This is a genomic window from Erythrobacter sp. SCSIO 43205 (assembly GCF_019904235.1).
GTDB lineage: Bacteria > Pseudomonadota > Alphaproteobacteria > Sphingomonadales > Sphingomonadaceae > Erythrobacter.
Genome location: NZ_CP063202.1, coordinates 3230179 through 3251775, shown reverse-complemented (window position 1 = coordinate 3251775; position 21597 = coordinate 3230179). Strand labels below are relative to the sequence as shown.

The 21597-nt window shown below is 57.6% G+C and carries 14 protein-coding genes and 3 pseudogenes; 9 read left to right on the top strand and 8 right to left on the bottom strand.

The window, feature by feature from the left end; genetic code table 11:
- Positions 1–5: 5 nt before the first annotated feature.
- The 4 genes and pseudogenes from INR77_RS16055 to INR77_RS15225 form a co-directional block, all read right to left on the bottom strand.
- Positions 6–392: an E2 domain-associated cysteine-rich protein gene (locus INR77_RS16055; protein ID WP_370632239.1), complete on the bottom strand. Its 387-nt coding sequence runs from the start codon at positions 390–392 to the stop codon at positions 6–8.
- A gap of 117 nt (positions 393–509) precedes the next feature.
- Positions 510–806 carry an E2 domain-containing protein gene (locus tag INR77_RS16050; RefSeq protein WP_370632238.1) on the bottom strand — a complete coding sequence of 99 codons (297 nt, stop codon included), beginning with the start codon at positions 804–806 and terminating at the stop codon, positions 510–512.
- A 144-nt stretch (positions 807–950) separates the two neighbouring features.
- Positions 951–2241: pseudogene (locus INR77_RS15230) on the bottom strand (IS3 family transposase).
- A 42-nt stretch (positions 2242–2283) separates the two neighbouring features.
- A complete protein-coding gene (locus INR77_RS15225; RefSeq protein ID WP_223071844.1) occupies positions 2284–5598 on the bottom strand; it encodes a M10 family metallopeptidase C-terminal domain-containing protein in 3315 nt (1104 codons plus the stop codon).
- A 255-nt stretch (positions 5599–5853) separates the two neighbouring features.
- Between INR77_RS15225 and INR77_RS15220 the strand changes: the two genes are divergently transcribed.
- Both INR77_RS15220 and INR77_RS15215 read left to right on the top strand, forming a co-directional pair.
- The gene (locus tag INR77_RS15220; protein ID WP_223071843.1) at positions 5854–6792 is read left to right on the top strand and encodes an NAD(P)H-binding protein; all 939 of its coding nucleotides are present in this window, start codon (positions 5854–5856) and stop codon (positions 6790–6792) included.
- Positions 6789–8498: a solute:sodium symporter family transporter gene (locus INR77_RS15215; protein ID WP_223071842.1), complete on the top strand. Its 1710-nt coding sequence runs from the start codon at positions 6789–6791 to the stop codon at positions 8496–8498. The genes INR77_RS15220 and INR77_RS15215 overlap by 4 nt, the downstream gene beginning before the upstream one ends.
- On the opposite strand, the gene INR77_RS15210 is transcribed toward INR77_RS15215, so the two are convergent.
- The 4 genes from INR77_RS15210 to INR77_RS15195 are packed head-to-tail and all read right to left on the bottom strand — an operon-like array spanning position 8488 to position 13373.
- Positions 8488–9396, bottom strand: a complete 909-nt coding sequence (locus INR77_RS15210; RefSeq protein WP_223071841.1) for a TauD/TfdA family dioxygenase — start codon at positions 9394–9396, stop codon at positions 8488–8490. The genes INR77_RS15215 and INR77_RS15210 overlap by 11 nt on opposite strands.
- Positions 9389–10345 (bottom strand): aldo/keto reductase, encoded by a 957-nt coding sequence (locus INR77_RS15205; RefSeq protein ID WP_255573823.1) that lies wholly within the window; start codon positions 10343–10345, stop codon positions 9389–9391. Before INR77_RS15205 ends, INR77_RS15210 begins: the two co-directional genes overlap by 8 nt.
- Positions 10346–10348: 3 nt before the next feature.
- A complete protein-coding gene (locus INR77_RS15200; protein WP_223071840.1) occupies positions 10349–11422 on the bottom strand; it encodes a Gfo/Idh/MocA family protein in 1074 nt (357 codons plus the stop codon).
- 22 nt (positions 11423–11444) lie between these two features.
- Positions 11445–13373 carry a beta-galactosidase gene (locus tag INR77_RS15195; RefSeq protein WP_223071839.1) on the bottom strand — a complete coding sequence of 643 codons (1929 nt, stop codon included), beginning with the start codon at positions 13371–13373 and terminating at the stop codon, positions 11445–11447.
- A gap of 183 nt (positions 13374–13556) precedes the next feature.
- Between INR77_RS15195 and INR77_RS15190 the strand changes: the two genes are divergently transcribed.
- The 7 genes and pseudogenes from INR77_RS15190 (at position 13557) to INR77_RS15160 (ending at position 21372) form a co-directional block, all read left to right on the top strand.
- A complete protein-coding gene (locus INR77_RS15190) occupies positions 13557–14555 on the top strand; it encodes a metalloregulator ArsR/SmtB family transcription factor (protein WP_223071838.1) in 999 nt (332 codons plus the stop codon).
- Positions 14552–15463: pseudogene (gene metF / locus INR77_RS15185) on the top strand (methylenetetrahydrofolate reductase); the annotation flags it as partial. The gene INR77_RS15190 and the pseudogene metF, both read left to right, overlap by 4 nt.
- Positions 15464–15475: 12 nt before the next feature.
- Positions 15476–16523, top strand: a pseudogene (locus INR77_RS15180) (homocysteine S-methyltransferase family protein).
- Positions 16520–17071, top strand: coding sequence for a GNAT family N-acetyltransferase (locus INR77_RS15175; protein ID WP_223071837.1), 552 nt, complete (start codon positions 16520–16522; stop codon positions 17069–17071). The pseudogene INR77_RS15180 and the gene INR77_RS15175 overlap by 4 nt, the downstream one beginning before the upstream one ends.
- Entirely contained in the window at positions 17068–19722 is a 2655-nt protein-coding gene (metH, locus tag INR77_RS15170; RefSeq protein ID WP_223071836.1) for a methionine synthase, read from the top strand. The genes INR77_RS15175 and metH overlap by 4 nt, the downstream gene beginning before the upstream one ends.
- Positions 19723–19981: 259 nt before the next feature.
- Entirely contained in the window at positions 19982–20404 is a 423-nt protein-coding gene (locus INR77_RS15165; RefSeq protein ID WP_223071835.1) for a curli assembly protein CsgF, read from the top strand.
- A 59-nt stretch (positions 20405–20463) separates the two neighbouring features.
- Positions 20464–21372: a CsgG/HfaB family protein gene (locus tag INR77_RS15160; RefSeq protein WP_255573822.1), complete on the top strand. Its 909-nt coding sequence runs from the start codon at positions 20464–20466 to the stop codon at positions 21370–21372.
- Positions 21373–21597 lie beyond the last annotated feature (225 nt).

Sequence of the window (21597 nt, the reverse complement as noted above, 5' to 3'; positions counted from 1 at the left end):
CTTTGTCACTTGTGTAGAGGGCACCTCGGAACGGTGCCACAGCACTCAACGCCTTCTTTCTTCAGATATGCGATAAACTGTCCTTCCTGCTTTCGCCTTTTGTGCTCTAGCAAGACAAGCGCTTCGACGCTTTCTCGCATCGGACAATCCGCCCTAGTTATCGGCCGATGGCCTTTGGGGCAGTCGTCCGTACAGCGCTTCTTTGAACAGTCTCGTCTGTAGGCAGGGCGATGTCGATTCTGACAAAGCCTTGGGCACGGTCCTCTTGAATTGACCACTTTCCCACCTGATTTGGAAAGCCTCGGCAAGTGTTCTCCGAGCCATCCTTTGTGCAAGAATATGCCGTCCAAAACCTCCTGCCTAAAGCCGTTGGGATCGGCTATCCCTTCCATTTCAATCTGTGTGTCCGCCGCTGCGTTCCCATGTGAGAGCTGCGCATTCGGGGGCCAGAAGCCACGCCTCTCCACGAAGCCTTGGTGATTCAGAAAGTCTCGAAGCCCCGACCACCATCATTGAGCGTCAGCCTCATTGGTGATTGGATTTGTTGAAGCCAGATAGAGACAGAATGTACCGTCACGATTGATGTGTCTTTCAACGCAGCATGCCGGAAGTTGCTCGTGCTGGGCTGTTTCTTGGATGGTAACATGCCCACCCTGATGTTGAGTCACTGAGAGGTCAAATGTTCTCCTTCCCGAAGTCCCATCTGCCTCAGGTTGCTTCACCTCAATTCGAAGGCGCGCGCTACTGCTAGATTTTATCTTCGACCAATTGGGCGCTGCTTCACGCAGTCTTTGCAGTGAAGTCATCGGATAACAGAATGAGCCCTTGAGACCTCTCGTTCAGGCTCGACATGCGCTCTTGCAATTGCATGAGCTGTCCGTCGTCAGATAAATTGAGACACGCTTGGGTTTTGGCTTAGCGAGTGTTTGGTCTCATCTGGTTGATGTGTTTTAGGCGGCGAGCTTGCGGTGAAGCAAGCGCCTTTGCTCGAGTGTTTGCTGTTTGATCCTTTCTCTTTGTTGGATGATGGCTGTGGTCCTGCCGGAGTGGGCATCGGCAGCAGTGACGTTTTCGAGGCTCTCGTGGTAGCGGTGGTGGTTGTAGTGTTCGACGAAGGCTTCGATCTGACGCTCTAGATCGCCTGGCAGGAAGTAGTTCTCCAGCAGGACGCACCGCGCACATGATCCATGCCGTTCTTGCCAAGATAGTCGGCCAGTTCTTCAGCGATATAGCTGGGGCCATTGTCAGATAACGGGCGCGGCCTGTGCTTGACGTGGGCATGCTCGCAGCCAGATGCTTGCATGGCCATATCGAGCGTATCAGTGACGTCCTCTGCCTTCATCGTCGAACAGAGCCGCCAAGCGATGATATAGCGCGAGTAATCATCGAGGACGGTCGATAGATACATCCAGCCCCACCCGATGATCTTGAAGTAGGTAAAGTCTGTCTGCCACATCTCGTTCGGGCGGGTGGTCTGGGTGAGGAACTGATCAGCAGCCTTGATCACGGTGTAGGCTGGGCTGGTGATCAGATCATGGGCCTTCAGCAGGCGGTAAACGGTCGCCTCAGACACAAAGTAGCGCTTCTCATCGGTGAAGCGCACCGACAGCTCTCTTGGACTAAGATCGCTGTGTTCCAGCGCCATATCGATGATCTGCTGTTGGATGGTCTCAGGCACGCGGTTCCACGCACGTTGCGGTCCGGGCTTTTGATCTTCCAGCGCCGCTTCGCCAAAGCGCTGATAGAGGTCGTACCAGCGATAGAAGGTAGGGCGCGCAACGCCCAGCATGTCCAAGGTCTTCTTCGCTGGCAGATGGGATCGTTCGACCAGCCTGATGATCTCCAGCTTCTCGGATGCAGGATATCTCATTCTTCGTCTCCCCCATCCCCGATCATGCTTTTTTTGAGCAGACGCAGCTCCAGCGTCTGCTCAGCCACCACCTCCTTCAGATCATGTGCCTCTCGGCGTAGATCCTTTACCTCGTCGGTGGTCGCCGCACGCGAAGTATCGCCAGCAAGCCTGCGCTTGCCAGCTTCCATGAACTCCTTGGACCAAGTGTAATACAGGCTCTGGGCAATACCTTCCCTGCGGCACAGCTCGGCAATGCTGTCATCACCACGCAGGCCTTCCAGCACAATCCGTATCTTCTCTTCCGCTGAAAACTGGCACCGTGTTTTGCGCCGAATGTCCTTCACCACCCGCTCAGCAGGCGCTTTGGAATTTGCTCGTTTTGATCTCATCTTCGTTCCTTACAGTCACTACGATGAGACCAAAACACTCCTCTATCCAATCACCTCAATCTGTCTCACAAAGGCTGACGGGGAACACAAAGTGGCTTCACCGCCGCCCCCAAACCAGGTGCCATACGTCTCTTCACCAAAGCCATTAGCGGTGAGGTAGTCGATCACCCCTTGCTCGTCCTGATAATTGGCGTAGCGAACGTTGCCATCGAACTCCATGATGGCGCGAAGATATGCAGTGCCATCGGTCAGCGCGAAGTACACCTCCTGCAACCCGTCGCCATCGTAATCATCAGCGCCCAGAACGCGGTTGATGTTTTCAATGAGGAGGTCGTTTTGAAAGCGCTGCTGGCTGTCGAACGGGCTGCCTTGCTCGACAAGCCCCAATTGCACCAGCGGGTCAATGTAGATCCCCGCCACTCGCGTCTCACCTGCCCAGCTGTAATCGTCGAAGTAGATGAGGCCATCATCGCCTGTGCCAACTGTTGCAAACCGGCCAATCGTCCGGTTCACGAGCAGCTGGTCCATATCGCCGTCGCCATTGGCATCGATGGTGCCGATAAAAAGCCACGAGCCATCACCCCCAAGCGCATTGCCATCAAAGTCGCGGATCGCGTTCATCGCCGATTGGTAGGAAGCAGGGTCCAAGATGTCGAAATTGACGCTTACACCAATGCCGGGGCGAAGCCGCACGGTTTCGTCTGCAAATTGCGCAAATTCGACTGTAGTGAGAGTGTCAGTCCCATCTGCGCCCGACACCTCGAACACCCCAACTTGGGTCTGAATGATAGTGTAGTCAGCCGCGTTCCCGCTAAAGACAGCGGTATCGACATTGCTGCCGCCGTCAATTGCGTCATCGCCCGCGCCGCCTATGAGCAGATCCGCGCCATCGCGACCAAACAGGCTGTCTGCGCCTCCGCGCGCTTCGATCCGGTCATTGCTGCTCCCGCCAAGGAGCGTGTCGTCTTCGTCAAGGCCGAACAATTGCACCAATTCGCCCGTCGTGCGGTTCCACACAAACATATCGAGCGAAGGGGTGTCGTCAAATTCTATGACCAGTTCGCCAAGGCTGGTTTCGATAGAGACGATGGTGAGATCCAGCGTGAAGAACCCTGCACCGATGGCCTGTCCTACGCGGTCATATTCGCCCACAGTGACGCTTATTACATCGAATAAAGCGAGGTCGATGCGGTCTTGCTCGCCTCCAAACAAAATACGATCAGGGGCCACGCGAGTGGAATCGCTCAGAGCGCGATACACAGAGGTATGTGTGCCGATATTCATGTAGATGAGGTCAGCACCGCCTGCGCCGATGATGGTATTGTCACCGCCATTGCCGCGAAGGATATTGCCAGCCTCATTGCCGTTAAGCGTGTTGTCGAATTCATTGCCGCTGATGTCTATATTGGCAGTGCCGAGCAGTGTTCCGGCCTCGACATAAGTGGGCAAAATGGTTGAGACGAAAGTCTGCAATTCATCGCGTCCGCCATCGACCGTCTCGACAATCAGGTCGCTCGGATTATCCATGATGAAGACGTCATCGCCCGCGCCGCCATAGAGCGTGTCCGCGCCCGTACCGCCGTCGAGAACGTCGTTTCCATCGCCGCCGTGCAGTGTGTCATTGCCCGCCAAACCAAGCAGGGCCGTATCGTTATCGCGCCCAACGAGCAGGTCATCGTCATTGGTCCCGTCAAGCTGTGACGGGGTCGCGGTGTTGACGATATCGCTTGTGAGAACGGTGCCGATCACCAGCACTTCGAGAGTGCCTGCCCGAAGGATGGTGTCCCCGCCGCTCGGCGTAAGAGTGAAACTCGCCTCACCCAGTGCGCCGATATGGATAGTGTCCACGCCGCTTTCAAAATCGGTGATCGTATCGCGCTCGCCAGCGGTGGAATCAGTGAGCGCTGTATAAACAAAAACATCCGCGCCCGCGCCACCTGAGAGTTGATCCGCGCCGCCTCCGCCCTCGAGCCAATCGCTTCCTTCCTGCCCAAGGAAAGCCTCGTTCGCACCGCTCCCACGAAATCGGTCATTGCCAGTGCCGCCTAGCACTTGTCCGGTTATGTTGCCCCCTGCCGCAGCATCGTAGAAATCGTTGGAGGCATTGAGATCAACATCGCCGATGATCACCCCTGCATTGAGCAGGAGGTCAGGGTCGAGCCCGTGGTTTACATCGCCTCGGATCGTGCCGCCTGCCCCATTGGTGATCTGATTGACCCCGTCGACAAGCTCGATCCGCCCCTCAATGAGGCCGGTATTAGTGAGGTAGGTTGAAGCGAGAAAATCGCCGCTCACCTCTAACGCGACATCAGCGACAATTGCGCCCGAATTGTCGATGAAAACTGGATTGTAGATATTGGTTGAGTTCTGGAAGAAACGCGCACCAACCGATTCCACAAATGGCGTGTTAGATATCACATGGATGGTGCCACTATTCGTAAGCGCGCCCACTCCCCCTGATCTCAGGCCGATAATTCCCAAGGGATCTGTATCGGTCACCGAGGTGTAGGCGTTGCCTCCTTCAACATAGATCAGCCCGGAGTTATCCAGCGGGCCTCCTTCCTGCGCCCACACACCGTAAGCATCGTAGGTCGAGATAGCTTCGACCAGACCCGCATTCACTTTCAGCCCCGCCCACCCAATCGCGCGTCCATTGGTGTTTCCGTTGTCGTCTGGTCCCACTGAGGCGCTGGAGGTGATAACACCATGGTTTTCGCCAAAGCCGATCACGGCGCTGACGTCGATGGTGTCTGGGTCGCTGGTTGTAGCGGCTATACGACCAAAATTGCGGGTATAATTCTCGCCGGTGAGAACGACGCTGGTCGCAAACGGTTCACCATTTTGCGTGTTGAGGAAGATTGAACCGAAATTGTCGAGATTGATGGGCGGGGGGGCAAAGTCGAACCGCTCGTCAATATACCCCTCGTTACCGGTAAATCGCGCGTATGTATTGGCATCCAGCGTAATGCTTTCTTCGAGCCGCACCGGTCGGCTGGTCTGAAAGAAGCTGCGCACCGTCTCATCGACACCATCTACCGCAATCTCAACCGCGAGTGTTTGAGTGATCCCGCCAAGCTCAAAGGTGATTGTAAAGCGATCTGTGCCCTCTTCGCCCGAAGCGATCAGATTGGTGTCGGGGTCTTGATTGTCGAGGACGTAGCTAAAGCTGCCATCGGCATTGACGGTAAGTGTGCCGAAAATCCCTTCAAAAGCGGTGCCTACATTGCCCTGCTGATGGCCTGCAATAGCAACCCCGGTCACGCTCATTCCCGCGCGTGCGCCCACTGCCAGAGTGCCTGTCAGCGTGGTGGTAGGCGCAGCGTTACTTTCCAAAACGCGGCCAAGCTGTTCACTCATCTTACTGTCCCATTGCGATCCGAGCCTTTACGTTTGGGCTGCGAATATAGCCAGATTTCAATACGCTGTAGGATGGCCGGGGAGGAACAACAATCAGGATTGCCCCCAATTGTGAGGCAGTACAGGAAGAAACCCTGATTGACATCTGGTTCAAGATTTTTTTGTCGACGTAAACGAGCCTTGCAAAAAATTGACCGCCCAATTCGCGCTGCTAGGGTCAATTGCGTGGGCGAGGCGGACGAGACATCACATAGAATGAAAGGCGAAGCGGTTGCGGTTGCTGGCGCCAGCGGCACGATTGGCCGCGCAGTTGTGCGCGAGTGTGTGGCGCGCGGGTTTGAGGTAATCGCTCTAGTCAGGCACGCAAGCGATCGCGATGTGCCGGAGCTTGCGGGCGCGCGTGTTCAAACGGTCAACCTCGCCGATCCAACCGATGTGGCGCTCGCTCTTGCTGAGACGAATGCTGATGTGGTGATCTCGTGTATCGCCTCGCGTTCGGGTTCGCCGAAAGATGCGCTCAAGGTCGATTATGAGGCCAACTGCCACCTTCTTCGCGCAGGTGAGGGGGCTGGGGTGCAGCATTTCATCCTGCTCTCCGCAATCTGTGTGCAGAAGCCAAAGCTCGCATTTCAGCGTGCGAAATTGGGCTTTGAGACGGAGCTAAGAACGTCTCGCATCGCCCATACGATCATTCGCCCCACTGCCTTCTTCAAATCGCTTTCCGGACAGGTTGAACGGGTCCGCGCGGGCAAGCCTTTTTTCCTTTTTGGCGACGGAGAACTGACCGCGTGCAAGCCAATAAGCGATGGTGACTTGGCGCGCTTCATCGCTAATCAGGTCGGCAATGAAAAGGCGTATGGTGCAATCCTTCCCATTGGCGGGCCGGGCCCTGCGATCACCTTGAAGCGCCAAGGCGAGCTGCTGTTTGAGGCAGCAGGCCTGGAGCCCAAGTTTCGCAGCGTTCCCGTGGGGGTGTTCAGATTGTTCGCCGCGATTTTTTCGTTGGGCGCATGGGCGTCGGACTGGCTGGCAGAGAAAGCCGAATACGCCCGAATAGCGCGCTATTACGCAACCGAGAGTATGTTGGTTCTCGATCCGGTAACGGGCCAATACTGTGCTGAGGCGACGCCCGAATTTGGCGAAGATCAATTGATCGATCACTATAGAGCGATTTTGGCCGATCCACCGAAATGAGTGAAGGTAATCTCCTTTTTACCGCGCTAAGCTGTGCTTTATTCATGGCTCTAGTAGGCGGGGTGAGCTGGCTCAAAACACGTGGCCAAGCGCACACAAAGGACGGCTACTTCCTGGCAGGGCGCGGTCTTGGCGCAGCCTTTATCGCAGGCTCGCTTCTGCTCACCAATCTGTCCGCTGAACAGCTGATCGGGCTCAACGGCTCCGCTTATGGCTACAATTTATCGAGTATGGGCTGGGAAGTGACAGCGGCAGTCGCGACTATCGCAATGGCGCTGATCTTCCTGCCCAAATACTTGGCCGGAGCCTTCACCACTCTGCCTCAATTTCTGGGCGACCGTTTCGACCCTGTGGTTCGGCGGATGTCAGTGCTGCTGTTCATGCTGGGCTATGGCCTCGTGACCATTCCTAGCGTGCTCTACTCCGGGTCGGTTGCGGTGCTGCTTTTGTTCGATGTGCCAGGGCTGACAGGCCTCACCTATTTCGAGGCTTTGGTAGTGACGGTCATAACCATTGGCGTGATTGGGGCCATCTATTCTGTCTTCGGCGGCCTTCGCGCAGTGGCGGTGTCCGATACGCTCAATGGTGTGGGCCTGCTCATTATAGGCGTGGCGGTGCCGGTGTTTGGGCTCATCGCTCTGGGCGACGGGAGCTTTGGCGAGGGACTCGCAACTCTCACAAGCGAGCACCCCGAAAAGCTCAACGCCATTGGTGACAGGGACGCGCCCACACCCTTCGGGACGCTCTTTACCGGCATGATCTTTGCGAACCTGTTCTACTGGTGCACTAACCAATATGTGATCCAGCGCACGCTCGGCGCGAAGTCATTGGCGGACGGGCAAAAAGGAGTGCTGCTATCAGGCTTCTTCAAGGTACTGGTGCCCTTCCTGATGATGATCCCGGGCGTGATCGCCTTTCATATGTATGGGCCCCAAGGCGAAGGAGGCCTCGGCACCATTGATGAAGCCTATCCAAGGCTTATCCGCGATGTGCTGCCCTTCTGGATGAGCGGGTTTTTCTTGGCGGTCCTGCTGGGCGCGGTCTTCAGTTCCTTCAACTCGCTCCTCAATTCAGCTGCGACGCTGTTTGCGCTCGACATCTATGGGCCAGCCAGAGGGGATAAGGTGAGCGATGCGCAGCTCGTCCGGGTCGCCAAGATCGCCAGCGTCGTGATCGCTCTGTTCTCCTTCATTGTTGCGCCGCTGCTGTACTTCTCGCCGGAAGGCCTGTGGCAGATTATCCGCGTCTTCACCGGCTTCTACAATATCCCGACGGTCGTGATCGTGATCGTCGGCCTGTTCACCGCGCGTGTGCCAGCGCTGGGGGCGAAGATCGTAATCATCTTCCACGTCATCGCCTATGGACTTATCCGCTTCGTGTTCGACGATGTGATCACGCTGCACTTCATCCATCTCTATGCGGTGCTGTTCGTGATCGAGGTTGTGATCATGCTCGCGTGCGGCCGGTTGCGGCCTCGCAAAGAGGCATGGAGTTTCACCCCGCGCGCTCAGGTCGACATGACCCCGTGGGCTTATGCAAGGCCGCTGGCTGTTACACTTTTTAGCTGTGTGGTGGCGGTGTACCTCCTGTTCTCATCCGTCGGTGTGGCCAGCGCCAATGGGCCGGGGGTCCTGTTTGTAACTCTGATCGGGGCGCTGGTGCTCGGCAATGTCGCCTATTGGGTCCGCGCGCGGGTCAGGCAATAAGCGAGGCGAGCACTCGGCGTTTGCCCTCAAACGGGCGGCGGCCGTGCATCACGGTGAAGTTGTCGATGAGCGCGACGTCGCCTGCCTGCCAGTTGAGGTCATGGGTGAGCTCATCCGCGATCGCAATTGCGGGGGCCATGTCCTCGGATGTGATCGGTTCGCCACCACCAAAAGTGATCGCCTTGTTCGGATCACTGCGGCTGTCCGCCCAGCCTCGGAACGCAGCAATGAGCTGGTTGAAGAAGGTTGTGCGGCCATCTTCAAGGCTGCGCACTGCGGGAAGGGCAGCGGTGGTTACGCGCAGTGACCCGTCTTCGAGCCACTCCCACGAATAGCCGAGTTCTTTAAGTCGCGCCTCAGCAGCCGCCTCGTCCGCAACGCTCAAGGTTGAGCGCCAAGAGCGGCCTTGGCCTGAGCCTGCGTCATCGGAGGCTGGCATCACATTGGTGTAGCGCACGCCTTCGGCTTCGAGCCGCGCAACGAAGGCTGGCGATTGCTCTGCAAGGCGCTCCAGCACCCAATCCGAACGGCACAGCGGGGTCGCGCCGCCAGCGCCCGGAGCAACCTCGCAATAGAAGAAAAGCTTGCACGGATAGAGCGGGGTTTGTGCCATCTCGTGGTGGAGGAAAATCTCGGTCGAAGGAGGCGCTTCATTGGCAGTGAATACCCGGGGCGTGACGTTGGTTCGCACCGCGTTGGAGAGCGAGTCCTCGTAAGTGAACCCTGTCTCGCCATAGCCCTCGATAGTGGCATCGAAGGTGTGCGGGTTGGGCACGTCAAAGCCGCGAAACACAAGCGCGCCCGCGTCTGTGAGGGCCGCATCGACGGCGCGCTTGTTAGCGGAAAGGAATGCGGCCAGATCGCCGCCTCCTGGGATTAGGCCGGGGAACTCAGTCATAGATTGGATGGAACCTCCCAAACGCGCCTTCCGCAAACACGCCCGGATCGTTGAACCGACGGTCCTGATTGAGCGCGCTGATCGCAGCCATTTCGACCGCCGAAAGCTTGAAGTCGTCGATGTCGAGGTTCTCACGCATCCGCTCGGGCTTGGTGGTCTTCGGAATAATCGAGGTTCCGCGCTGAACTCCCCATTTGAGGAGCACTTGGGCCGGCGTCTTGTTATGCGCCTCAGCCGCAACCATCACGGGAGCTGCACCCAAAAGGCTCTCGCTGGCTTCCGCCATATTGAGCTCGAAATAGCTCTGCGCGCCCAAGGGCGAGAATGCGGTGACATCAATGCCGTAGCCACGCGCGCAGCGGATTAGCTTTTCTTGCGTCAGATAAGGGTGGCTCTCGATCTGGACGTGGCTGGGCTTAATGGCGGCGTAGCTCATCAAATCATGGATCAGCCCCGTGTTGTAATTGCAAACCCCAATGCGATTGACGAGACCCTTCTCCACCAGCGCCTCCATCGCGTGCCACGTCTGATAGAGTGGGACGCGGGCAGGGCGCATCTCAGGCTCAGCTGCGTCCGGGTTAAACAGCCATTCGGGCGGATAGCGCTCCTCAATGGGCACATATTCCAGCGCGATAGGGAAGTGGATCAAGTAAAGGTCGAGGCAGTCCAATTGCAGGTCGGCAAGTGTCTTGCGGCACGCCTCTTCCACGTGTTCGGGCGCGTGGAAGGTGTTCCAAAGCTTGGAGGTTATCCAAAGCTCTTCGCGGGTCACCAGCCCTTCTTCGATGGCGCGCGCTATCCCTTCACCTGTCTCCGCCTCATTGGCGTAGTCTGCCGCGCTGTCGAAATGGCGATAGCCTGCGCGGATCGCTTCGATGACGGCCTCGGCGGTGTTTTCGCGTGGGATCTTCCAGAGGCCGAAGCCGACGGGGGGCATGGTACTGAGCAAAGGTTAGTCCTCGTATTTGATTTCTACGGGCGAGCCAGTGGCGATGCTCTCTTGAGCGGCGGCTCCGATTACGACCGAGCGATAGCCATCGCGGGCGGTGATAAGGGGCGCGGTGCGGTTCACCAAGGCCTCGTGAAAGTCGCGCTGCTGATAATAGGTTGCGCCGTGGTGATCGCCTGCTGCGAGCGCTTCGGGCGGCACGTCGATATGCTCATCAAACGGCCCGGATTTATCGCGCGGGGACCAGGTGACAAAGCCGCCGGGAAGTTTCACCTCGAGCTTGCCGACAGGGCCAACCGCGCTAATCTCTTCCTGCTCCTTTGACCCTTCGGCAAACATACACAGGTCCAGCACCGCCCGCGCGCCGCCCTTGAAATCGAGCATCACAAAGGCGTTGTCCAAGATGTCCGGCACCTCGCCATTGTAGCGCTCGTCCAAGTGGTTCACATCCGCTGCGCCGCTGGCAAAAACGCGCACCGGCTCATCGCAAAGGATATGGCGCATGAGGTCAAAGAAATGGCAGCATTTCTCGACCAAGGTGCCGCCGGTGTTGCGGTTGAAGCGGTTCCAGTCGCCCACCTTGGGAAGGAAGGGAAAGCGGTGCTCGCGTATGGCGAGCATCTTGATGTCGCCCGCCTCGCCTCGATGCACCCGCTCAATGAAATGGGTGACCGGCGGCATATAGCGGTATTCGAGGCCGACCCAGAAGAGGTTGTCATAGTCGCGCGCCGCATCGCAGAGCGCCAGAGCGTCTTCAACCGTGGTGCACATTGGCTTTTCGAGAAGCACCGCACAGCCAGTGTCCATGACGGGCTTCACCACATCAAAGTGAGTGAAATTCGGCGAGGCGATGATGACCGCGTCGGGCCGCGCCTTGCTGAGCATCTCGCCGCTGTCCGCATAGAGCTTAGGCGATTGGCCAAGGGTCTGCGCGTGGGCCTTTGCCGCCTCGCGCGAGCCTTCGTCGGGGTCTGCGATTGCGACCAGTTCAGCGCCCGGCACCAGCGCCAGATTGGCCATATGCTCGCGGCCCATCATGCCGCAGCCGATGATGGCGTAGGTGCGTTGCTCGCTCATGGCTTGATCCTGTGGGACGCGATCATGCCAATGTCCAGATTGACGTTGCGGCAGGCTCCATCTGCGCCGAGCCCACCACCGGCTCGCCAAGGCCAAGGGTGCTCGCGTCGATGGTATGGGCGGCGTAGTTGAAGGCGAAGATATGGCTCGCGGTCCGGCGCACTCTGATACCTTCGGGCAGGTCCATCAGGATAAGGCCTGCCTCGCCCGCAATGCGCTCCACGAGGAGGTCGAGAAGCGAGCGGTCGGGCCATGCGGCGCAGTAGCGGATGTTGGCGTTGGCAAAGACCACTGAGTGTCCGTCATCGAGGGCCAGTTCAGGGGCTTCTTCAGTAAGTACATACTCAAGCCAGCGACTTACGGAAAATCCATTTCCTACATTTGAAACATTGTTACGCAAGGACTCGACACGGGTGACGGTCAGGCCCAGCAGCTCTTTGAGCTCTCCGGGTGCGAGGCCCTCAGGGATGCAGAAGCTTGTCGTTTTGCTCCCCGAACGCGGGCCGATGAGCACCGGGCAGGCGAGATCTCCCAGCTTCGCCGCAAAGCCCTCTGGCACGATTGGAAGCGTGGGAATAAACACCGCGCTGTAGCCTTCGAGCGGCGCCTCGGGCGATACAATATCGACATCGACACCGCGCCGCCTCAGCGCTGAATACCACTCGTAGACAAGCTCCAGATAGCGAAAGCTTTGCCCCTGCGGCTGAATACCGCACACCCATGCCGCTTCGTAGGAGAACACCAGCGCGACCTTTGCCTTGGCGATTTCCTGCGCGCCGATTGTACCGATCACATCGCGCACTTGCCGCGCTTCTGCCGCAGCGGGCGCATCCGCGCTATCAGGTCGCAAGAGCCCTGCGTGCATCTGCTCCTGCGCAAAAGGGGCCTGCCGCCAGCGGAAATAGCTTACAAACTCTGCCCCATGCGCCATCGCCTCCAATGTCCAGAGCGCCACCATTCCGTCCGAAGGCGCAGGATTGAACCGCGCCCAGTTCACAGGCCCCGGCTGCTGCTCAATCACGCCCCAGCGGCCACTTGAGCACCCGCGATAAAGATCATGGTGGAAGGCGGCGATGTCAGGGTGCCCTTGGCGCAGGTAATCGCGCTTCTCGCTTTCGGAAAACCAGAATTGCTCAAGAAAACCGAGCGGATAGCTGTCCCAAGTCGCCACGTCCAAGTCGCGCCCGACATCGTAGTGATCGAACTCGGTGAAGAAGCCCATGAAGTTGTGCGTTACATCTCTTCCCGGAGACAATTCGCGCAGGATCGCGACCTGTTCCCTATTAAAGCTCACCACCTCGTCAGAGGCAAAGCGGCGATAGTCGAGCCAATGCGCAGGGTTCGCTTCGGTCACGGTCAGATTGGGCGGGTCGATCTCGTCAAAGCTTCGATATTCCATCGACCAGAACACATTGCCCCACGCGCCGTTGAGCGCTTCAATGCTGCCATAGCGCGCCTCGCACCACTTGCGAAAACGCGCCGCCGCAGCGTCCGAGAAACTCAGCACCGTATCGTGGCAGCCATATTCATTATCGGTCTGCCACGCCGCGACAGCAGGGTGCTTGCCATAGCGCTCCGCCACCGTGCGCGTGATGCGGCGCGATTGCTCGCGGTAGCCCTGATGCGAAAAACAATAATGCCTGCGCGAGCCAAAGCCCCTTGGCCGCCCGTCTGCATCAATCGCCACCATATCGGGCATGGTATCGACCAGCCATTTGGGCGGCGTTGCGGTCGGCGTACACAGCATGATGGTGAGGCCAGCATCCGCCAAAGTGTCAATCGCGCGGTCAAGCCAGCCCCAGTCAAAGCGCCCGGGGTCAGGTTCAATGCGGCTCCACGCAAATTCGCCAATGCGCACGAGGGAGAGGCCCATTTCGCGCATCCGCCGCGCGTCATCAGCCCACATTGCTTCGGGCCAGTGTTCGGGAAAATAACAGCAGCCAAGTTTCAAGCGAGTCTCTCCCGTGATATGCCGTAGCTGTCTCGCCACTTGGCAAAGGTCAGCCGGATTATCCTTTGCGGTCTGCCCTTGCACGCACAATCTGCAAACAAATTGCCCCGCCCAAGGCAAATTACGGACATTTCATAGGGCGCATTTACACATATAAAAATATCTTTATATGATCGTCTCGCTATGGTGATCGACGCAATCTTCAAGGCTCTTGCTGATCCTACGCGGCTGCGCATTGCGCGGCTTTTGTCGGCGATGGAATTGGCTGTGGGTGAGCTCGCGCAGGTATTGGGCCAAAGCCAGCCGCGCGTTTCGCGTCATGTCGGGATCTTGTGCGATGCCGGCTTGGCAGAGCGTCGGCGCGAGGGCAGCTGGGTATTTCTTCGCGCGGTCAGCGGCGAGGAGGCAGGGCCGGTCCTTGCCAGCCTTGACCGGCTTCTTGCCACCGCCGAGGCCGAACACGAAGAGTTCGCAAAAATTTGCGCAGACGACCGGCGAAAGCTCGCCGCCATTCGCGAAGCGCGCGAGGCCAATGCGGAAGAGTACTTCGCCGCCCATGCAAGCGAGTGGGATGAATTGCGTGCGCTCCACACCCCTGATGCGCAAGTTGAAGAGCTTCTGCTTGAAGCGCTTGGTAAAGGCGCGTTGGGGTCAGTTCTCGACATCGGCACGGGTACGGGCCGCATGGCTGAATTGTTTGCCTCCCATGCAGAGAAAATCACCGCGCTCGACAAAAACCTTGAGATGATGAAGGTCGCACGCGCGAAGCTGCAAAACCTGCCAACCGGGAAGGTTGATCTTGTTCAGGGTGACTTTGCCAATTTGCCCTTCGCAGCGGCGACATTTGACAATGTGCTGCTTCATCAAGTGCTGCATTTCGCGCAAGATCCCTCCATACCGCTTGCCGAAGCGGCGCGCGTGATCAAAGACGGCGGGCGTATCGCGATCGTTGATTTTGCCGACCATAATAACGAAGATTTGCGTCACCGTTACCAACACGCGCGCCTTGGTTTTAGTGATGAGCAAATGACTTCGCTTTTGCGCGGCGCCGGGTTCGAGCCGGGCGCTACCCATGCACTGGCCGGCGGTGAGCTTGTCGTCAAAATCTGGATCGCCACGCGCAAAGGGTCTGTCCAAGCCCATCCGATTGAAGAACCCTGCAAAGAAGCTGCTAATCCATGACCCCTACTTTGAACCAACTCCACGAAGCGCGCACCGCGCTCGATAGCCCGCTGTTTTCCGATCTTCCCGGAGATATCGACATCAGCTTTGAGTTCTTTCCGCCCAAAAGCGAAAAGATGGCACAAACGCTGGAGGAAAGCGTGGCGACGCTGCAGCCGCTCGGGCCCCGATTTGTCTCGGTGACATATGGGGCAGGGGGCTCCACCCGCGAGCGAACTCACGAGCAGGTCGTGCGTATTCAGAACGAGGCGAATATCCCTGCGGCAGCTCACCTCACTTGCGTTAATGCGACCAAAGAAGAAGTGAATGCGGTGGCAAAGCATTATTGGGAAAGCGGTATTCGCCATATCGTTGCACTTCGAGGGGACGCGCCCGACGGCGGTGCGTACACACCGCACCCAGGTGGCTATGCCAATGCGGTGGAGTTGATTGCAGGTCTGAAAGAGGTCGCCGATTTTGAAATCTCGGTTGCGGCCTATCCCGAGGTTCACCCTGACAGCCCCGATGCGCAGACTGATATCGCGAACCTGAAAGCAAAGTTTGACGCAGGCGCAGATCGTGCGATCACGCAGTTCTTCTTTGACCCGGAATGCTTCTTCCGCTTCCGTGACGATGCAGCCGCAGCAGGCATTGATGCAGAAATCGTTCCCGGTGTCATGCCGGTGATGAGCTTTGCGGCTGTGCAGCGTATGAGCGGGCTTTGCGGCACGGCTATCCCTTCGTGGATGGAAGGGTTGTTCGAAGGGCTTGATGATCGCCCCGACGCGCGCCAGCTTGTATCTGCAACCATCGCTGCCGAGCTGTGCCGCAAGCTTTACGCTGGCGGCGTGCGCCAGTTTCACTTTTACACATTGAACCGCGCAGAGCTCTCCTATGCCATCTGCCATATGCTCGGCAAACGCCCCAAAAGGAGGCCAGTAATGACCGCTCGTGACAGGCTGGAAAAAGCGGCTAGCGAACGTGTGCTGATTTCTGACGGCGCGTTCGGTACACAAATCCAAGTGCGCAAGCTCACCGAAGAGGATTACGCAGGCGATTTGAGGCTTGCCGCTGATCAGAAGGGCAATAACGACATTTTGGCGCTGACCCGCCCTGATGTGATTGCAGATATTACACGCGCCTATCTCGATGCAGGGTCTGATGTGATTTCAACCAACACCTTTAGCGCCAATCGGGATCAGCCAGGCCGATTACGCGGCAGAGGATATGGTGGCTGAGATTAACATCGCCTCAGGCAAAATCGCCCGTGCGCTGGCGGATGAATATGAAGCAAAGGATGGTCGTCCGCGCTTTGTTGCTGGTGCGATTGGGCCGACCAATAAAACACTCTCGCTTAGCCCCGATGTCGAAGACCCCGGTTATCGCGAGATCGACTTTGATGAACTGACCGCTGTTTACAAGGAACAGGCAGCCGCTCTCATCGAAGGGGGGTGTGATTTCATCCTGATTGAGACGGTATTCGACACGCTTAACGCCAAGGCTGGTATTATGGCGGTGAAGCAGCTTGAGGCTGATCTGGGCCGTGAGGTGCCAGTGATGATCTCGATGACGCTCACCGACTTGTCGGGCCGCAATCTGTCTGGCCACACGGTTGAGGCATTCTGGTATGCTGTGCGCCATGCAAAGCCTGTTACCATCGGTCTGAATTGCAGTTTTGGTGCGGATCAATTGCGTCCCCACGTGCAGTCGCTATCGGGCCTCGCGGATACGCTTATCATGGCTTATCCAAACGCAGGGCTTCCCAATGAGCTTGGCGAATATGACGAGATGCCGGATACGACCGCTGGACTGGTGAAACAGTGGGCGCAAGGTGGGCAGGTCAACATCCTTGGCGGCTGCTGCGGTTCCTCGCCAGCTCATATCAAGGCGATTGCCGAGGCAGTAAAGGGCTTGCCGCCGCGCGAAATTCCAACCCCTGAAACCGCGATGCGGCTGTCGGGTCTTGAAGCCTTTACCTTTGCCGCATGAGTGTGCCTCACGCTGATAGAATTACAGTGCGCGAAGCGTGCGCACAGGATGCGCAGCGCCTATCGCTTATCTCCGATGCGACGTTTCTGGAAACATTCGCGCATGAAATTCCCGGCGATGCCATGATCGCCCACTGCCGCGAAAAGCACGCGCCCGAATATCTCGCGGGTCTGCTAAACGACGGGGCGAGGGGGTGGCTTGCCGAGATTGACGGCACACCTGTTGGTTATGCCCTGCTCATGCCTCGGCCTGAACTTGATGCAGCCTTGCCGGGTGATGTGGAGCTGAAGAAAATCTACGTCCTTTCCCGCTTTCAGGGGACCGGGACGGCTCAGCGTCTTTTTGCCGAGGTGTTGAGTGCGGCTAAAGGCAATAAGCGGCTCTTGCTCGGCGTGAAAGACGACAACCACCGCGCGATTGCTTTTTACAGGCGGCAGGGTTTCGAAATTATCGGCACCCGTCAATTTAACGTCGGCGGCGCACTTTACGATGACTTTGTTTTTGCCCGCGACCTTACCGACGTCTCTCTACCGGAAAACACCCCATGACCACCCAATCTGCCTCCAGCTTCATCAATATCGGTGAGCGCACCAATGTGACCGGCTCTGCTCGGTTCAAAAAGCTCATCATGGCGGATGATTACACCGCCGCGGTCGAGGTTGCTCGCCAGCAGGTTGAGAACGGCGCGCAGGTGATCGACGTCAATATGGACGAGGGGCTCTTGGACGCGAAACACGCGATGACGACCTTCCTCAAATTGATCGCTGCCGAACCCGATATTGCCCGCGTGCCGGTGATGATCGACTCATCGAAATGGGATGTGATTGAGGCTGGCCTAAAATGCGTGTCGGGCAAGCCCATCGTCAATTCGATCAGCATGAAGGAGGGCGAAGAACCCTTCTTGGAGCAAGCGCGCAAGTGCATGGCTTATGGCGCGGCGGTTGTCGTCATGGCCTTTGACGAAGTGGGACAGGCCGACACCAAACAGCGCAAGGTCGAGATTTGCAAGCGCGCCTATGACCTCCTTACTGGCATCGGTTTCCCGCCCGAAGACATCATCTTCGACCCCAACATCTTTGCGGTCGCAACTGGCATTGAAGACCACGACCGCTACGGGCTCGACTTCATCGAGGCGTGCACCGAGATCAAGGCGCTCTGCCCCCATGCAAAGACCAGCGGCGGGCTTTCCAACCTCTCCTTCTCTTTCCGCGGGAATGAGACGGTCAGGCGGGCGATGCACTCGGTCTTTCTCTATCACGCTATCCCCGCCGGGCTCGATATGGCGATCGTCAACGCAGGGCAGCTGGACGTCTATGACACCATCGACCCCGTGCTTCGCGAGGCCTGCGAGGATGTGATCCTTATGCGCCCAGTAGAAGGGGGAGCCGAAGGCGAGGAAACCGCGACCGAGCGGCTCATCAATCTCGCCGAAAGCTTCAAGGGCAAGAGCAAGGAAGACGACAAGCAAGCAGCCGAATGGCGCGGCTGGGAAGTTGCCAAGCGCCTTGAACACGCGCTCGTCAAAGGGATCGACGCGCATATCGTCGATGACACTGAGGAAATGCGCCAACAAATCTTCGAGGCCGGTGGACGCCCTATCGAGGTGATCGAAGGTCCGCTCATGGACGGGATGAACGTCGTTGGCGACCTGTTCGGGTCAGGCAAGATGTTCCTGCCCCAAGTGGTCAAATCCGCGCGCGTCATGAAAAAGGCGGTCGCGCACCTCATCCCCTTTATCGAGGCGGAAAAGGAATTGCTGCCAGAGGCCGAGCGCACCTCCAAGGGCACGATCATCATGGCGACCGTCAAAGGCGATGTGCACGATATCGGCAAGAACATTGTGGGCGTGGTTTTGCAGTGCAATGGTTATGAAGTGGTGGACCTGGGCGTGATGGTCCCGTGGCAGGACATTCTGAAAGCGGCGAATGATCATAAGGCCGATATGATCGGGCTTTCAGGCCTCATCACGCCATCCTTGGATGAAATGGTGACGGTGGCCGAAGAAATGCAGAACGCTGGCATGACCATGCCGCTTCTTATCGGCGGCGCAACCACCAGCCGGGTGCACACCGCGCTCAAGATCGACCCTGCTTATGACGGCCCCGTCATCCACGTGCTCGATGCAAGCCGGGCGGTAGGGGTGGCTTCAAAGCTCCTTTCCGACACTTTGCGCGATGCTTTTGTCGAAGAAACATCAGACGAATACGAAAAGGTCCGCGTCGCGCGCGCAGGCAAAAGCGAGAAGGCGCTTCTTCCCATCAAGGAGGCGCGCGGCAATTTTTACGACGCGTACCTGTCCGACAAGCCTGCGCCGCCGCTAAAACCGGGCGAGCATTTGTTTGAAGAATGGCCGCTCGATGACCTCGTCGAGGTTTTTGACTGGACCCCGTTCTTCCGGGCCTGGGAACTTCACGGGGTCTATCCGCGCATCCTTGAGGACGAGATCGTGGGTGAGGCTGCGCGCAACCTCAAAGCTGATGCAGACGCGATGCTTGAAAAGATCATCTCGGAAAAATGGCTGACCGCAAAGGCGGTGGTCGGCCTGTGGCCGTGTGCCCGCGCGCATGATTGCCGCGATGATGTGATGATCCATATGGGCGAGGATGATCACATTCGGATGCCCTTCCTTCGCCAACAGGTGATCAAAAGTCGCGACAGGGCAAATATGTGTTTGGCCGATTTCATCGATCCTGCTGGTGATTGGATCGGCGGCTTTGTTGTCGGCATCCACGGGATTGAGCCCCACATCGCCCGCTTTCGCGCAGAGAAGGATGATTATTCCGACATTCTCTTGAAAGCCCTTGCCGACCGCTTTGCCGAGGCCTTTGCCGAGCGTTTGCACCAACACGTGCGCACCGATTTGTGGGGCTATGCGCCGGGCGAACAGCTCACCAACGAGGCGCTTATCAAGGAAGAGTATCGCGGCATTCGTCCAGCGCCCGGCTATCCGGCGGTGCCCGATCACTCGTTAAAACCGATTCTCTTCGATATGCTGGATGCCGAGGCTAAAATCGGTGTTTCCTTGACTGACAGCTTTGCAATGTTGCCTACAGCCGCTGTGAGCGGGCTTTATTTTGGTCACCCTGAATCGCAATATTTTGGTGTTGCAAAGATCGGGCGCGACCAGCTTGAAGACTATGCAAAAAGGCGCGGCGTTGATGTAGCAACCGCTGAACGCTGGCTCAGACCGAACTTGTAAGACACTGTTCATGGGTCATAATTGGTCCGATCAGCGTTAGAAAATTGTGCGCCAATCGCTCATTCGCAATGCGGCAGGGGCGCAATCTGGCGCGCAAACTTGCCTGACCCAGATAGGCACAGAATCGCAGAAAACCCCCTTTGACGCACCAATCGAGCGCACAAACGGCTCGACACTTACGGCATTTTACGTAATAACCGGATGCGAAAATTAACCAGTTGTTAGGGCTATCTCAGAGGTAGAGGGGGAATTTTTGGATATGATTCGCAAGCTTGCGGTGGCAACGGCTTTGGTAAGCGCCTTTAGCGCTGCGCCCGCCATGGCACAAGATTTGGTGCATCAACCAATCAGCCCGACTTTTGGCGGTAACCCCTTTAATTCCAACCACATTCTTGGAATTGCCAACGCGCAGAACAAGACCACCGATCCCAATGCGGTGGATCGCAACGATCAATCCAGCATCTTTGCGCGCCAGCTTGAATCGCGGCTCTTGTCGGCGCTCTCTTCGCAAATCGTCGATGCGATCTTTGGAGAGAATCCACAAGAGCAAGGCACGATCACTTTTGGCGGGCAGACGATTGAGTTCTTCCGCAGTCTGGATGAGGTGACGCTGGTCATCCGCGACGACAACACTGGCGAAGAAACGCGCATTGTCATTCCTCTGTTTATCGAGGTGAATTAATGAAGCGCGTTGCCAAGAATGGCCTTCTGGCCCTTTGTGCGCTTTCAATGAGTGGGTGCATGAGCATCGGCTCGGATGGCCGGGATTTCCTGCCTGAGACTACCAGCCTTGCGTATTTTCCGAAGAAAACGCAGACGCAAAATCTGCTCCACCAATTGCCCGCGCCTCAGCGTCAGGTGGCGATTGCGGTGTATGGTTTCAGCGATCAGACCGGACAATTCCGCCCGACCACGACCGGACAAACGCTTTCCCGTGCTGTGACGCAAGGGGCGGGCTCCATTCTGGTAAAAGCCCTGCAGGATGCCGGCAATCGCCAGTGGTTTACCGTGGTTGAGCGCGAGCGGCTCGATAACCTTCTTAAAGAGCGTCAGATCATCGGCGAAATGCGCAAGCGTTACTTGGGCGAGCAACAGGTCGATCCCAATGCGCTTCCCGCGCTTCTGTTTGCAGGCGTGCTGCTGGAAGGTGGCATCATTGGCTATGACACCAATACGGTGACTGGCGGGGCGGGCGCGGCGTTCCTTGGTATCGGCGCGCGCACCGAATACCGACAGGATACGGTGACAGTGTACCTGCGCGCTGTGTCAGTGCGCACGGGCGAAGTTTTGACCAATGTTCAGGCCTCCAAGACGATCGCCAGTCAGGCGATTGGTGCGAACGCTTATCGTTTTGTGGCTTTCCGCGAGCTTTTGGAGGCGGAAGCAGGGATCACCTCGAACGAGCCCGACCAGGTCGCTTTGCAGCAGGCTATCGAAAAGGCGGTTTACGGCCTTGTTCTTGAAGGGGTGGATCTGGGGCTTTGGCGTTTTGCCGACAGCCAGGCGGCTGAGGCTCTGATGAGCACCTACCGGGCTGAGCGTGACGGAATTTATGACGCGGACGATGTGCAGGATGCGGTGGAGCGGGCTGGCTCGCTCACGGCTTTGACTGTCGTGGATCGCGACGATGAGGAAAACGAAGGCTCTTAATCGCGATTGCGGGTTTGAGCCGGGGGCAGCGCCCAAAAAAGGGCGCGCGAAGAGAGGGTTGCACAACTGAAGGCGCGCTTTGTCGGTGGGCGGCGTGCAGGAGCAATTCGTTGGCGGGCTTCGCCATGCTGATGCCAGTTAAATGGCCTCGCGCAATCAGGTGGAGCCGGTCGGCTAAGGGGGAAGGGCGATATGAACATTGCCCAAGGTGGTTCCCCGAAAGTG